The sequence below is a fragment of the Pantoea sp. PA1 genome, assembly GCF_056856975.1.
Map to the genome: position 1 here is coordinate 900,819 of NZ_JBXGEE010000001.1, position 14,994 is coordinate 915,812.

Consider the following 14,994-nt stretch of genomic DNA (forward strand, 5'->3'; position numbering starts at 1 on the left):
TGGGCTCGCCCTCCCTGGCTCGCACACTTTGCTCTTCAGGCAGGCCTTACCTGCCCGGCTGACGGCAGTGCTTTCTTTAGCTCAAAACGCTGCGTGCTAATCCGTTACATCGCCCGCTTCATGGGTAGAGGGGCCACCAGCACTTTCACGCCCAGCGCTTCGAACGCGCTGACCTGAGCAGCGCTGATGCCGCTGTCGGTAATCAGATAGTGAATGTGGCTCCAGTCGCAGGGCAGCGCAAACATCGATACTTTGTCGATTTTGCTCGAATCGGCGACCACGTAAACCGTGCTGGCCGATTTGATCATCGCCAGTTTTACCTTGATGTCGGTTTCACTGGGAAAGCTCAGGCCGAGACGCGGCGAGATGCAGGCGGTGGCCAGAAAGAGTTTTTCAGCCAGCACGTTCTCAAAGAAACTGGCCGCTTTTTCGCCAGAGGTGGAGAGCGTCGGAAATTTAAAGGTGCCCCCGGTGAGCAGGATGTTGATCCCCGGCTCGCCACCCAGCTTCAGGGCGATATTCACCGCGGTCGTTACCACGGAGAGACGCCGGATATGGCCGAGGGCATCAGTGATGGCCGTGGTGGTGGTGCCGGAATCGAAAATCACCGTATCCCCATTTTCGATGTGCTGCGCCGCCAGTCGGCCAATTGCCTCTTTCTCTTCCAGATGTGTCTGCCGCTCCAGCAGCATTGCACCGCTGTTCTGTTTACCGGTCATCAGGGTCGCGCCGCCGTGATAGCGCTGTACAAACCCCTGTTTTTGCAGCATACGCAGGTCGCTGCGCAGGGTGGCCTCCGTCAGCCCAAAGGTCTCCGTCAGGGCTTTAACCGTGACGGTGCCATCCTCACGGATCATCTCCAGAATTTTCTCGCGGCGTTGCTGCATGTCAGCGAACTGCTCACTTTTGCTTTTCAATCGAAATGCTCCCTTTTCCAGTGACCTGACGGGTCGGGCGAACAGGCTCTTTGTGGCTGAGTTTAACGCGCCCTTTTTCTGAATGCGAGATGGCCCGGCGCATCATTGATTTTCGAATGAAAATAAAAAGCAGACAGGTTGTTGAATCTCTCACGCTTTCCGGATCGCGCCTGTCAGGCTTTATTTCACTACTGCAAGCCAGATCACGCCTTTTCAATCAGATAAGCGGCGCGGGCTGTGAGATGGTCGAAATTTGATCTGCTCCACATATCATTTCTTTTCGATAGCATATATTTTTGTTCGAAAATGATTACGCCAACGGCATCAGCAAAAATCTGAGGGGAAGAGTGGGATGAGTGGTGAATATGACGTAAACCTGCGCTACGGCGTGGATACCGCCCTGAATCTGGGTGACAAAGTGGCCGTCGTGACCGGCGGGCTGGGCGGGATTGCGATGGCCACCAACGGCATGCTGCTGGAGAAGGGGGCGCGTCTGGTACTGCTCTATCCGCCGTTTGAAGCGGAGAAGGTTGCCAGTCTGCAGAAGGACTTTGCCGCCGACCGGGTCCGGTTTGTCTGCTGTGACGTCACCGACCCCGCCTCTGTCGACGCCGCCTTTGAGACGGTGGTTGCCCACTATGGCCGCATCGACATTCTGGTGAACTGCGCAGGCTACGTGATGCTGCAGCCAGTGGTAGAGACCGACTTTGCCGAGTGGCAGAAGCAGATCGCCGTCAACCTCACCGGGCCTTTTCTCTGCTCACAGGCGGCTGCACGACAGATGATCCGGGCGGGTGCGGGCGGCAAAATTATCAATATCGCCTCACAGGCTGCCTCGATCGCTATCGACAACCATGTTGCCTACACCTCAGCCAAAGCGGGCCTGCTCGGCATGACCAAAGTCATGGCGAAAGAGTTTGCCCCGCATCGTATCAACGTAAACACCCTGTCGCCCACCGTGGTGCTGACGCCAATGGGCGAAAAAGCGTGGCGCGGCGAGAAGGGCGAGCAGATGAAAAAGCTGATCCCGCTGGGACGCTTTGCCTACACCGACGAGATCGCCGCCGCCGTGCTCTTTTTCGCCAGCAACGGCAGCGACATGATTACCGGCGCAGACCTGATGATCGATGGGGGCTTCACCATCTGGTAACGCCACGCTGACACCCGGGAATGAACACCCTGACATAACGATAAGCGAGAACATCATGAAAAACCGTACCCTGCTGTGTAGTGCCGTGGCTGCCTGTCTGGTTTCGCAGGCGGCGTTTGCCGCCGAAAAAGGCACCATTATGATCCTGGTTAACTCACTCGATAATCCCTATTACGCGTCAGAGGCCAAAGGGGCCAATCTTAAAGCGCAGGAGCTGGGCTACAAAACCACCGTGCTGTCGCATGGTGAAGATGTGAAGAAGCAGAGCGAACTGATCGACGCCGCGATTGGTAAAAAAGTGCAGGGTATCGTGCTCGATAACGCTGACTCCACTGCCAGCGTAGCGGCCATTAAAAAAGCCAAAGATGCCGGGATCCCGGTGGTGCTGATCAACCGTGAAATTCCGGTGGATGACGTGGCGCTGGCCCAGATCACCCACAACAACTTTCAGGCCGGCTCAGACGTGGCCAATGTCTTCGTGGAAAAGATGGGTGAAAAGGGTAAGTACGCCGAACTCGCCTGCAACCTGGCGGATAACAACTGCGTGACACGCTCGAAATCGTTCCATCAGGTGCTGGATCAATATCCCGACATGCAGAGCGTGGCGCGTCAGGATGCCAAAGGCACGCTGATCGACGGCAAGCGCATCATGGACAGCATCCTGCAGGCGCACCCGGATGTAAAAGGGGTCATCTGCGGCAACGGTCCGGTGGCGCTGGGGGCGATTGCGGCACTGAAAGCGGCGGGGCGTGACGATGTGATTGTGGTGGGAATTGACGGCAGCAACGACGAACGCGACGCGGTGAAAGCCGGCACGCTGAAAGCCACCGTCATGCTGCAGGCGCAGGCGATTGCCGCCGAAGGGGTGACCGATCTCGACAACTTCATTCAGAAAGGCGTGAAGCCGGAAAAACAGCGGGTGATGTTCCGCGGCATTCTGATCACCCCGGAGAATGCCAAAGGCGTTCAGGACTTCAACTACAAGTCGTAATTAACCGCTGCCGCGCCTGCGCTGGCGGGCGCCTGGGAGAAGAAGATGTCCCGAAAAGTCTGGCTGACGCTGGTGGTCGTGCTGCTGAGTGGCTGCCGAATTGTGTCGCAGCAGGAGCTGGCTGACCTGAAAAATCCCCCTAACCCGAAGATGGCTGATATTGACCAGATGTGGCAGCAGAAGCTGGTGCCGCAGCTCCAGGCGGAGGCGCGGCCCGTGTCAGCGCTGCTGACCTCAATGCGGTCAGCCAAAGATTTTGACACTGCCTGTCAGACCGACGGCTATCGCACTCAGGCGGAGAATCCCTGCATCTTCAGCGTCTCGGTACAGGGCGATGTCACGGCAGTCAACACCACCTCACGCAGCGGAAAGATGACCGTAAAGGATGAGTCAGGTGACAGTGTCACTATTCAGATCGGGCCGATCATCCGTGGCACCGCACTGCGTGATGGCTACCGGGGCGCAGGTTATCAGGATTTTAACGACCAGGTGCTGTTCGGTGACTTCGGCAAGGCGATTAATCAGCACGCCTCGCAGATGATGCAGCAGTTCGCGCCGAAGGTGGGCGATAAGGTGAAGGTGACCGGCGTGTTCAGCAGCTGGGACATTCCGCAACAGCTGCCGGATATCACCCCGGCCGCCATTTCCCGGCAATAAGGAGCGGCAGATGCAGCAACCTCAACAGCCCGGCGATGTAATTATTGAAACGCGCAACCTGTCGCGTCTTTACCCCGGCGTAACCGCACTCGATCAGGTCAACTACCGGGTTTACCGCAACAAAGTGAATGTCCTGATCGGTGAGAACGGCGCCGGGAAGTCCACCATGATGAAGATGCTGGCCGGCGTGGAGACCCCCTCGTCGGGCGAGATTTTGCTGGATGGCCGGCCGGTGTCGCTTCACTCCACCCAGCAGGCGGAGAAACAGGGGATCAGCATTATTTTTCAGGAGCTGAACCTGTTTCCCAACATGAACGTCATGGACAACATCTTTATCGCCAACGAGTTTTTCCAGCGCGGGATGATCAACGAGAAGTATCAGTATGCGCTGGCGAAGTCGCTGCTGGAGCGGCTGCAGCTGGATGTCGATCCCTTTGCGCCGCTGAGCGAGCTGGGTATCGGTCATCAGCAGCTGGTGGAGATCGCCCGGGCGCTCTCCAAGGATACCCGGGTGCTGATCATGGACGAGCCGACCAGCGCGCTCAGCCAGTCGGAGGTGAAAGTGCTGTTCAGCGTCATTGAGCAGCTCAAGCGGCGCGGCGTCACCATTATCTACATCTCCCATCGGCTGGAGGAGCTGATGGAGATCGGCGATCACATCACGATTTTCCGCGATGGCCGCTTTATCAGTGAGCGCGAGGTGCGCGACGCCAGCGTGCCGTGGATTATCGCGCAGATGGTGGGCGACCGGAAAAAACAGTTCGACTTCCAGCCTGCCCCGCAGGGGGAAACCGTGCTGGAGGTGGAGGTGCTGACTGCCCTGCATCAGAACGGTGGCTACAGGCTGAATGCGGTGAGTTTTACGCTGCGCAAGGGGGAGGTAATCGGCATCTATGGCCTGCTCGGCGCCGGTCGGACAGAACTGTTTAAAGGGCTGATTGGCCTGATGCCCTGCCAGTCGGGCCGGGTGCGGCTGGCGGGCCGCGATCTGGCCAGACGCAGCTTCCAGCAGCGGCTGAAAAGCGGTATTGCGCTGGTGCCGGAGGATCGCAAAGGCGAAGGGGTGATTGAACTGATGTCGATCACCGCCAACATGACGCTCTCGGACTTCAGCCTGCGCGGCTTTCGTCGGGCGCTGGGGCGGCTCAACCCGCGTCGCGAGCAGCAGCGGGTCAGTGAGATGATCGGCCATCTAGCGATTAAAGTCAGCGATCCCGACCTGCCGGTTACCTCGCTGAGCGGCGGTAATCAGCAGAAGGTGGTGCTGGGTAAGGCGCTGATGACCGGGCCGCAGGTGGTCCTGCTGGATGAGCCGACACGCGGCATCGACGTGGGCGCGAAGACCGATGTCTATCACCTGATTGGCAATCTGGCGCAGCAGGGGCTGGCGGTGATGTTCTCCTCCTCCGAACTGGATGAGGTGATGGCACTGGCGGACCGGATTTTAGTGATGGCCGATGGCCGGATAACGGCCGATCTGCCCCGCGCAGCGGCCACGCGCGAACACCTTATCGCGGCATCAACCCCGCTGGATTAAGCGGGCCGGAGAATCTGATGAACCAAAAATATCTGCTCTACATGTACCTGCTCAAAGCGCGCACCTTCATTGCGCTGCTGATCGTGGTCTGCTTTTTTAGCGTGATGGTACCGAACTTTCTCACCCCCTCTAACCTGCTGATCATGACGCAGCACGTGGCGATCACCGGGCTGCTGGCGATAGGGATGACGCTGGTGATCCTGACCGGCGGCATAGACCTCTCGGTGGGCGCGGTGGCCGGGATCTGCGGGATGGTGGCGGGCGCGCTGCTGACCAATGGCATTCCGCTATGGGGCGGCAACACGCTGTTCCTGAACGTGCCCGAAGTGATTCTGGTGGTGGCCCTCTTTGGCATCCTGGCCGGACTGATTAACGGCACGGTGATCACCCGGCTGGGCGTGGCGCCCTTTATCTGCACCCTGGGCATGATGTATGTGGCGCGGGGCGCGGCGCTGCTGTTTAACGATGGCGGCACCTACGCCAATCTGGTCGGACTGCCCGCCCTGGGTAACACGGGCTTTGCCGTGCTGGGGTCCGGCACCCTGCTGGGCGTCTATCTGCCTATCTGGCTGATGCTCGGCTTTTTACTGCTGGGACTCTACCTGACGCGCAAAACGCCGCTGGGGCGCTATATCTATGCCACGGGCGGCAACGAGTCCGCCGCACGGCTGGCAGGGGTGCCGATCATCAAAGTTAAAATCTTTGTTTACGCCTTTTCCGGCCTCTGCGCCGGGCTGGTGGGGCTGGTGGTGGCGTCTCAGCTGCAGACCGCGCACCCGATGACCGGCAACATGTTTGAAATGGACGCCATCGGGGCCACCGTACTGGGCGGCACCGCGCTGGCGGGGGGACGCGGGCGCGTCTCCGGCTCGATTATTGGCGCTTTCGTAATCGTCTTCCTGGCGGATGGCATGGTGATGATGGGCGTCAGCGATTTCTGGCAGATGGTGATTAAAGGGCTGGTGATTGTCACGGCCGTGGTGATTGATCAGTTCCAGCAGCGTCTGCAAAGCAAAGTGGTGCTGCTGCGTCGCCATGAAAAAAAGCCGCAGCCGACACCCCTCACTGATGTGCGTCACACGTAACAGGAGCAATGATGAGCGGAAAACAGCAGGGAAAAACTGTCGTGATTACCGGTGCCTGCCGGGGGATTGGAGCCGGTATCGCCGCGCGGTTCGCCCGCGACGGGGCGCGGCTGGTGATGGTGTCCAATGCGGACCGGGTGTTTGCCACCGCCGACCAGCTGCGGCAGCAGTATGGCAGTGAGATTCTGGCGCTGCAGGCTGACGTGACCGATGAAGCCGCGGTGCAGCAGCTCTATCAGCAGGCCGCCGAACGCTTTGGTCAGATTAATGTGTCGATCCAGAATGCGGGAGTCATCACCATTGACCGGTTCGATACGCTGCCAAAAAGCGACTTTGAGCGGATTCTGGCGGTCAATACCACCGGCGTCTGGCTCTGCTGTCGTGAAGCGGCAAAATATATGGTGACGCAGCGCAGCGGCAGCCTGATTAACACCTCGTCGGGGCAGGGGCGGCAGGGCTTTATCTACACGCCGCACTATGCCGCCAGCAAAATGGGGGTGATTGGCATCACGCAGAGCCTGGCGCTGGAGCTGGCCCCGTGGAACATCACGGTCAACGCCTTTTGTCCCGGTATCATTGAGAGTGAGATGTGGGATTATAACGATCGGGTCTGGGGAGCAATCCTCAGCAGCGAAAAGAAAACCTACGGCAAAGGTGAGCTGATGGCGGAGTGGGTCAACAACATTCCGCTGAAGCGCGCCGGACAGCCGGAGGATGTGGCCGGACTGGTGGCCTTTCTGGCCTCCGACGATGCGCGCTACATCACCGGTCAGACCATTAATGTGGATGGGGGGCTGATCTTCTCCTGACGGCGTCGTCGGACGCGGCTGGCCTGCCGCGCAGGCAGGCTTTTTCAGCCAGACTTTTCTGTTATATGCACATTTTGCCGCTGCTGTCCTGCATCGCCGTCACAATATGTTAAGGTAATGATTGATAATTTGGCTTTTGTTGCAGCAACGAATCAATCAATTTACCAGGTGACATGATACGGAAAACGGGTTTTCTCGCCTTAATCACACTGTCGCTCTCTGCGATACCCGCCGCGCACGCGTTTCAGACCGACACCGCCGTGTCAGAGACGCCATTCGACGATCCCGCGCGCTACAGCGATGCCCTGCCGACCCTCGGCAGTGTCAGCGATCAGGATGAGGCGTGGAGCAAAAAGCTGGCGGCCGTCGCCAAAAGTATCGGCGAGGCGAGCAAAAACGACAGCAACGTCACGTTTGGCCAGCAGGCGGGCATCTGGGCGTTCAATCATCTGCGGGATGAGGTGGCCGAACGGGTAGAGAGCGAAGGGCAGTCGCTGCTGTCGCCTTACGGCACTGCACAGCTCGATCTGAAAGTGGACATGGAGGGTAACTTCACCGGCACCGGCGGCGATCTCTTCAGCGCCCTGGCCGATGAAAACAGCCTGCTCACCTTCAGCCAGCTTGGCCTGCACGAAACTGACGATGGGCTGGTCGGCAATGCCGGACTGGGCCAGCGCTGGGAGGCGGGTAACTGGCTGCTGGGTTACAACGGCTTTGTCGACCGCACCTTCAGCAGCGGTCTGCAGCGCGCCTCGGTCGGCACAGAGGCGTGGAGCGATTCGCTGCGCCTCTCCGCCAACTACTATCAGCCTCTCTCCGGCTGGAAAAACCTGAGCGATTCCCGGCAGCAGCGGATGGCGCGCGGCTATGACATCACCAGCCAGAGCTATCTGCCGTTCTACCGGCAGCTCGGCGTCTCCGTGAGCTATCAGCGCTATCTGGGGGAGAATGTCGATCTGTTTAACAGCGGCAACCGCTATCACAACCCTTCCGCCATGTCGTTTGGTCTCTCCTACACGCCGGTGCCTCTGGTGACGCTCTCCGCCACCCACAAAACCAGCAGCGCCGGCGAGAGCCAGGATCAGCTGGGTCTGAAGCTCAACTACCGTTTCGGCGTGGCGCTGCGCCGCCAGCTTGATGCCGATAACGTCGCTGAAGCGCACTCGCTGCGCGGCAGCCGCTACGATACGGTGACCCGCAGTGAGACGCCGGTGCTCGCCTTCCGTCAGCGTAAAACCCTGTCGGTCTTTCTGGCGACCCCGCCCTGGCAGCTCAGCAGTGGCGAGAGTCTGCCGCTGAAGCTGCAGGTGCGCGCCAGTTATGCTATCCGGGCGGTGAGCTGGCAGGGCGATACGCAGGCACTGAGCCTGACACCGCCTGCCAACAATGCCGATCCGCAGGGCTGGAGTGTGATCCTGCCGCAGTGGGACCCGTCACCCGATGCCAGCAACGAATATCGCCTGTCGGTAACGCTGGAGGACAGCAAACAGCAGCGCGTCACCTCGAACTGGATCACCCTGAAGATTGCGCCACCGATGCCGATGGATGACGTGTCGCAGAACGATCGCTTCGATCTGATGGCTCCCGGCGCGGCGCTGTAATCACCACCGCGGCCTTTGCGGCGGCGTTGTCCCGCCCGCGCTGCCTGAGCCGGGCGGGGGCTGAAAAGCAGTAACATCAGGTTGCAATCATCAGCCGCAACTATCGCAGCAATGGATAAGGCGTGACGGGAAAATGCCGATAACTACAGCAGTTCCCACTCCTTTTCGGATTTGCTGATGCGCCTGAATGTACTGAAAACTCTGCTTCCTTCCTTTATTCGTCAGCGTGGCCTGCACGCTGCCGCGTCGTTCACCTCGCTGGGCGGCGCCATGGCCGTGATTGAGTTCACCCCGGCTGGCATTATCCGCCGGGCCAGTCCGCTGTTTCTGGCGACGATGGGATACCGGGCGGAGGAGATCGTGGGTCAGCATCACCGCATGTTCTGTCCGCCTGCGCTGGTGAACTCGGCTGAATATCAGCGTTTCTGGCAGCGCCTCGCGGCAGGGGAGAGCTTCAGCGACAAATATCTGCGGCTGGCTAACGGCATGCGCCCGGTCTGGCTGGAGGCCAGCTATATTCCGGTGACCGATCGACGCGGCCGGGTGTTCAAAATCATCAAGATCGCCGCCGATATCTCAGAGAGGATGCAGTCGTCGCTGGAGAAGGAATCCATCATAAACGCGATCAGCCGCTCGATGGCGATGATCGCTTTCAGCCCTGACGGGATTGTGCTGGAGGCAAACGACAACTTTCTCCAGGCCACCGGCTATCAGGCTGCGGAGGTGGTGGGACAGCATCACCGGCTTTTCTGTTCAGCGGAACTTTCAGGGAGCGAGGAGTACCGTCAGTTCTGGGCGCGGCTGAATCAGGGTGAATTCTTTTCGGGGCAGTTTCCCCGGCTCAACCGGCGGGGCGAACCGCTCTGGCTCAGGGCGACCTACAATCCGGTCTTCAACAGCGACGGGCAGCTCGACAAAATTGTGAAGTTCGCCACCGATGTGACGGAGCAGGTGCTGCGTAATCAGCAGGAATATGACGCGGCGCTGAACGCCTGGAATATGGCGGTTCAGACGCGGGGCAGTGCGCAGGCCGGGGCCAATGTGATTGAAAACAGCATTCAGAAAATCAGCCAGATCGCTCAGGAGATGGGCGTTGTGTCGGCCGATGTCTCGCGCCTTAACAGTCAGTCTGCCAGCATCGATGGCATGGTAGAAACCATCCGGCGTTTTGCTATGCAGACCCGACTGATCGCCCTCAATGCCGCCATAGAGGCGGCGCGGGCAGGTGCGTCGGGCCGCAGTTTTGCCGTCGTCGCGGCCGAGGTGCGCACCCTGGCCGCCAGCGTCAGCAGCGCGACCGAGGAGATCGAACGGGTTGTGGCGGGCAATAACGAACTGGCGCGAGAGGTGCTGCGTGGCATCGAAACGTCGCTGGCGAGTACCGGTCAGGGAGTGAGCCTGATGCGTGAGGCGGGCGAGGTTATCGCCAGCATTCAGAAAGATTCGGAGCGGGTTGAGAGCGCTGTGCGTGAGGTTGCCCGGGCGGCACACGGCGAGTAGTCGCGCATAAAAGGCGGGCTGAACAGTCCGCCGCAACAGCGGCCCGGCAGGGCCTGCATCCCGTCAGCCTGTCGTCCGGCAGCGCGTCTGTCAGCGCACGATGGCCATCACCACCCGTAATGCATGGGTATAGATATCTCTCTGGCCGTTGACGGAGCGCGCCTCCTGCTGCCGGAGAAACGCCAGGATCTCCTCCGCGCCCGCTGGCTGGCCAGACTTCAACAGGCTGGCGACCGCGTGGCCGACCACGGCATGCACCTCATCCATGTCGACCGGTTTATTCGTGCTCAAAGGCGACCCCCGCGCAACAGTGTTGCTGAATGTTTTCTGAAAGCGGTCTGCTGAGGCGATGCCGCAGGCCCGGGCTGGCCGCCGCCCTGATGTGTGCGGCCATCATGGCAACGCCTTCACTAATTTGTCCCGCAGTGTAGCGACCTGGGCTGTCAGATCGACGAGCTCATGGCAGGCCGTGTCCATCACCGAAATCATATCTGCTGGCACGCCCGCCGCCGTCACTTTAAGCTGGTGGCCCTGCTCGGTCAGGGAGACCCATACACGGCGCTCATCCTGGCCGGTATCACGCTGGCGGCAGATCACGCCCGCACTCTCCAGCCGCTTAAGAAGCTGACTGAGCGTGCCGGAGTCGAGCCGGACGCGCGCCCCGATTTCGGAAACGGTCAGGCGATCTTTTTCCCACAGCACCAGCAGCACCAGATACTGCGGATAGGTCAGCCCCAGCGGCTTCAGCCGTGACTGATACAGTTTTGTCATCGCGAGGGAGGCGGAGTAGAGCGCAAAGCAGAGAAACTGATCGATCGTTTCCGGTGCTGCGCCAGGCGGCGGCGTTTCACAGATCCCCGTGGTTTCATCGTTCATATGTTTACTCATTCTGAGTCGGGGACGGGGGGCGGCATCCTGATGCGTCTCCGCTGTAAGGGCACCGCAGTTGCTCCGGGTCGGCAACCCTGGCGGCCGCCTCGCTTTACGCTGTCGGGCTCCCGCTCTGTCGGGGGCCGTTGCGGCGGGAAGAAACCGGTTCCGTTGCCCCCGGATGGAAAGGCAAACCAGTATTGAGTCAAATTAAATTGAAGTCAACCCAACCGGCAGCCACGCCGGGTGCACAACGTGCTGAAGCGGCTGCGCGTTCAGCACGTCTCCACCCGCCACGTTCGGTGCGGCGTGGTCTGCCGGAGAGCGTTAAACCGTGAAGGTCTCGACCATGCCGCGCAGATCGCGCGCCTGGGCCAGCAGTGACTGCGAGGCTGACGAGGACTCCTCCACCAGCGCGGCGTTGTTCTGGGTAACCCCATCCATCTGACTTACCGCAACGCTGACCTGAGAGATACCCTGCATCTGCTCGCTGGAGGAGAGTGAGAGGTTGTCCATCGCATCGGCCAGTTCACCGACGCGGCTGACAATCTTCAGAATACGTTCACCCGTTCCCGCCGCGACGCTCACACCGCCTTCGACCTGCGTCACGGCCTGCTCAATCAGCTGTTTGATGTCACGGGCTGCTGTGGCGCTGCGCTGGGCCAGTGAACGGACCTCACCGGCAACGACCGCAAATCCGCGACCCTCTTCACCGGCGCGCGCCGCTTCCACGGCGGCGTTGAGCGCCAGAATATTGGTCTGGAAGGCGATCCCTTCAATCACCGCGGTGATATCCCGGACCCGGACCGCACTCAGCGAAATCTCCTGCATGGTCTGCGCCAGACGATGCACATCCGCTTCGCCGTCATGGGCCAGCATGGCCGCCTCGCGCGCAGAACCCGCTGTCTGCTGTGCGCCTGCGGCATTACTTTTCACCGTGGCGGTCAGCTGCTCCATACTGGCTGCGGTTTCCTGCAGGGCCGCGGCCTGCTCTTCGGTGCGTGAAGAGAGCTCCGTGTTACCCTGGGAAATCTCATCGGCCGCGAGTGCAACCGACGCCGACGCGTCTTTAATCTGCGTAACCATGCCGCGCAGGTGTGTCTGCATGCTGTTCAGTGAGGCGAGCAGGCTTGTCGTGTCACCCGTCCGCAGCGTGACCGGCGAGGTGAGATCACCGGCCGCGATCGCTGCCGCCAGCGTCTGCGCCTGAATCGGTTCGCCGCCCAGCTGGCGCATCAGCATCCGCACAATGAATGTGCAGGTGGCGACCGCCGCCAGCAGAGAGATGACCGTCAGGATCATCAGTATGCGGGTGGTGCGACCAATGCTGTTGCCATTCTCCACGACGGTCTCCTGGCTGCTGCGCATCTCAAGCTCGGTCAGATCGTTTATCGCCTTCAGCAGGCTTTGCTGTGCCGGTCGCGCGACGTTTAACAGATAATCTGTGACCTCCTGCTGACGGTTTTCCAGTCCCAGTTTCCCCGCCGTCATCAGCGTGGAGAGGGCCGCACCCTCGCTGGACTCAATCCGCTCCATCGCTTCCCGCCCGGCCTGCCCGGCGTCCGTCTGCATCATGCGTGCCAGCGCTTCGCGGTTGCTGATGTAAAGCGCCCGCTGTTTCTGCAGGCGTTCCCACTCAGGCTGCATCGCCTTCGGATCGGTCAGCAGGGCAAGGTTGCGCACGGCAATCGCCATATCACGGACGCCGCCCCGCATATCGAGCACCGTCTGATATTTTTTCAGCCGCACATTCACCACCTCGTTCATGCCATCGCGGGCACTGTCCAGGGCGTGAATCGCTGTGCCAGCACAGATAACTAACAGCAAAATCAGTAAACCAAAACCTGCACTCAGACGCGTTGAGATTTTCATGTGTTTTTCCGGAAGGGGTCATTAGTTAAGACGGTATCGGCCGTCAGCGGCAATTCTGGAGGGTTGCTATTAACTAAATTGAGCACTACTTATTACCGTGCTATTCAGTGACTTGCCGGGAAGAAACCCCGCAGGGGGATTAATTTATCCGGTCGGACCTGTTAAAACGCCCGCCGCTGCCGATAGATCCCTGACTGGTATGAGTGATCAGTTCTGCCCCTGCCGGTCAGGAGCGATCCTCTGCCTCACTGTCACACAGCCAGTGAGAACGCCTGATTGGTACCAGGCAGAACAAAAGGGGTCATTATTGTCAGCCACGTGCAGACCGTGTTTAACCATCACGCCCCGTTTTTTACAGAAAAATTAAAACAACACTCTGACACCTTTCATCACCAGGAATTAACGCATGCGCCTGAAACTTTTCTGGCTCGCAATGCTGAATATTGCGACCATCTTTTTACTTTCCACGTTGTGGGAATATGGGCTTGAGGCGCACCTCGCTCATCTGCTCGGCCTGAGCTATAACCTGGATTTTGAAACCAGCGAACGCTTACGGTTCATCCTGACATCGACCGCTTTCGCCGGGCTGGCGATGGTGATTCCGGCGCTGCTGATTGCGGGTCTGATCCGCAAAATGCTGCTGGCCGAAAAAAATGCGCTCAGGCTGGCCGGAACCGATGCGCTGACCGGCGTACTCAATCGCCGATCGTTCAATGCGCATATCGCCGCGCTGGATGCCTGCGGGATGCCCTATACCCTGACGCTGCTTAATATCGATGATTTCAAAACTATCAACGATCTCAACGGCCATCGTCAGGGGGACACTATCCTGGTGGCGCTCGCGTCGATGCTGACCGCGTCGGCTGGCACGGAAAGTCAGGTGTTTCGCATCGGTGGCGATGAGTTTGCCCTGGTCGTGGCGGCGTCTCAGGCCGAGCAGGCGCTGCTGGAGGCCGGCAGGATCTGTGAGCATGCCTCATCCATCCGCACCGGGCCGCATACCGTTATGCACCTCTCTGCCGGTATTGCCAGTTCTGACTGTCCGGGACAGGAGGATGTGGTGCGGGCCGCCGATCTGGCGCTCTGTGAGGCGAAGCGCAATAAAGAGGCCTGTCTGGCCCGTTTCACGCCGGATATGGCGTTGCGCTTCCTGCAGCGGGAGAAGCTGGAGCATGAGGTCGCCGCCGCCGTCAGCGGGCATGCCATCGTGCCTTTCCTGCAGCCGCTGGTTTCGCTGCGCACCGGCAACATCACCGGGTTTGAGATCCTGGCGCGCTGGATCACCGCCTCCGGTCAGACGGTAGCACCCGCTCAGTTTCTGCCCGTGGTGGAGCGGCTCGGGCTGATGGACAGCCTGACCGTGGCGCTGCTGCAGGATGCCGTCAGCGCCACGCGGGCATGGCCTGCCGGGCTCGGTCTGTCGCTGAATATCACCCCGGAGCAGCTGCTGAGACCTGCGCTGACCAACTGCCTCTCCGCCATTATGCAGCAGGCCGGGCCGGTGATGCTGGAGCTCGAAATCACTGAACAGAACGTAATGGCGATCTCCGACGATGCCCGTCAGGCGATCAGACGCCTCAGGGAGGAGGGGATTGGGGTCGTGCTGGATGATTTTGGCACCGGCTACTCCAACCTGTCGGTGCTGCTGGGGCTGGGGATTACCAAAATCAAAATCGATCAGTCGTTTATTGCCGGGATCGTCACCGGGTCGGAGCAGCGCAAGGTGGTGGAAACCCTGCTGACGCTCTGTCAGGAGCTGAACGTCATTATTACCGCAGAAGGTATTGAGGATGTCTCAACGCTGAGATGGCTGAGAAAGCGCGGTTGTGACTACGGTCAGGGCTATCTCTTCAGTCGTCCGATACCGGCTGAGCAGGCTACACTGCTGCTGGCGTCGGCGGATGCAGAGGGATTCATCCAGGAAGCCGCCGTCTCCGTTATTGAGCCAGACCCGGAGGCTCAGCTGGCACAGCGATAAAAAAACGGGCCCGGCAGCGTGTGCCGG

The 14,994-nt window shown here is 59.9% G+C and carries 13 protein-coding genes; 9 read left to right on the top strand and 4 right to left on the bottom strand.

The genetic code is table 11. The features are described from left to right. Positions 1-104: 104 nt before the first annotated feature. The gene (locus AC1V0D_RS04455; protein WP_482907036.1) at positions 105-917 is read right to left on the bottom strand and encodes a DeoR/GlpR family DNA-binding transcription regulator; all 813 of its coding nucleotides are present in this window, start codon (positions 915-917) and stop codon (positions 105-107) included. A gap of 352 nt (positions 918-1,269) precedes the next feature. On the opposite strand from AC1V0D_RS04455, the gene AC1V0D_RS04460 reads away from it, so the two are divergent. From AC1V0D_RS04460 to AC1V0D_RS04495, 8 genes are all read left to right on the top strand, one after another. Next, a complete protein-coding gene (locus AC1V0D_RS04460; protein WP_482907037.1) occupies positions 1,270-2,067 on the top strand; it encodes a GolD/DthD family dehydrogenase in 798 nt (265 codons plus the stop codon). 55 nt (positions 2,068-2,122) lie between these two features. Beyond that, the gene (locus AC1V0D_RS04465; RefSeq protein WP_046101702.1) at positions 2,123-3,058 is read left to right on the top strand and encodes a D-ribose ABC transporter substrate-binding protein; all 936 of its coding nucleotides are present in this window, start codon (positions 2,123-2,125) and stop codon (positions 3,056-3,058) included. 45 nt (positions 3,059-3,103) lie between these two features. Beyond that, a complete protein-coding gene (locus AC1V0D_RS04470; RefSeq protein ID WP_482907038.1) occupies positions 3,104-3,715 on the top strand; it encodes a DUF2291 family protein in 612 nt (203 codons plus the stop codon). Positions 3,716-3,725: 10 nt separating this feature from the next. After that, complete coding sequence (locus AC1V0D_RS04475; protein ID WP_482907039.1) at positions 3,726-5,252, top strand: sugar ABC transporter ATP-binding protein; 1,527 nt, start codon at positions 3,726-3,728, stop codon at positions 5,250-5,252. A gap of 17 nt (positions 5,253-5,269) precedes the next feature. Then, positions 5,270-6,337 carry an ABC transporter permease gene (locus tag AC1V0D_RS04480; protein ID WP_482907040.1) on the top strand — a complete coding sequence of 356 codons (1,068 nt, stop codon included), beginning with the start codon at positions 5,270-5,272 and terminating at the stop codon, positions 6,335-6,337. Positions 6,338-6,348: 11 nt separating this feature from the next. Further along, the gene (locus AC1V0D_RS04485) at positions 6,349-7,146 is read left to right on the top strand and encodes an SDR family oxidoreductase (protein WP_482907399.1); all 798 of its coding nucleotides are present in this window, start codon (positions 6,349-6,351) and stop codon (positions 7,144-7,146) included. 173 nt (positions 7,147-7,319) lie between these two features. Beyond that, positions 7,320-8,747, top strand: a complete 1,428-nt coding sequence (locus AC1V0D_RS04490) for a YchO/YchP family invasin (RefSeq protein ID WP_009090579.1) — start codon at positions 7,320-7,322, stop codon at positions 8,745-8,747. A 177-nt stretch (positions 8,748-8,924) separates the two neighbouring features. Beyond that, complete coding sequence (locus tag AC1V0D_RS04495; RefSeq protein WP_482907041.1) at positions 8,925-10,247, top strand: methyl-accepting chemotaxis protein; 1,323 nt, start codon at positions 8,925-8,927, stop codon at positions 10,245-10,247. 90 nt (positions 10,248-10,337) lie between these two features. Here AC1V0D_RS04495 and AC1V0D_RS04500 read toward each other — a convergent pair whose 3' ends face one another. The 3 genes from AC1V0D_RS04500 to AC1V0D_RS04510 all read right to left on the bottom strand — a co-directional run bounded on the left by AC1V0D_RS04500 (position 10,338) and on the right by AC1V0D_RS04510 (position 12,989). Continuing rightward, the gene (locus AC1V0D_RS04500) at positions 10,338-10,538 is read right to left on the bottom strand and encodes a hypothetical protein (protein ID WP_046101707.1); all 201 of its coding nucleotides are present in this window, start codon (positions 10,536-10,538) and stop codon (positions 10,338-10,340) included. Positions 10,539-10,640: 102 nt separating this feature from the next. Next, complete coding sequence (locus AC1V0D_RS04505; protein ID WP_009090576.1) at positions 10,641-11,123, bottom strand: MarR family winged helix-turn-helix transcriptional regulator; 483 nt, start codon at positions 11,121-11,123, stop codon at positions 10,641-10,643. Positions 11,124-11,444: 321 nt separating this feature from the next. After that, positions 11,445-12,989, bottom strand: coding sequence for a methyl-accepting chemotaxis protein (locus AC1V0D_RS04510; RefSeq protein WP_140028458.1), 1,545 nt, complete (start codon positions 12,987-12,989; stop codon positions 11,445-11,447). Between the two features lie 406 nt (positions 12,990-13,395). Between AC1V0D_RS04510 and AC1V0D_RS04515 the strand changes: the two genes are divergently transcribed. Continuing rightward, entirely contained in the window at positions 13,396-14,967 is a 1,572-nt protein-coding gene (locus AC1V0D_RS04515; protein ID WP_482907042.1) for a putative bifunctional diguanylate cyclase/phosphodiesterase, read from the top strand. The last annotated feature ends 27 nt before the right edge of the window (positions 14,968-14,994 follow it).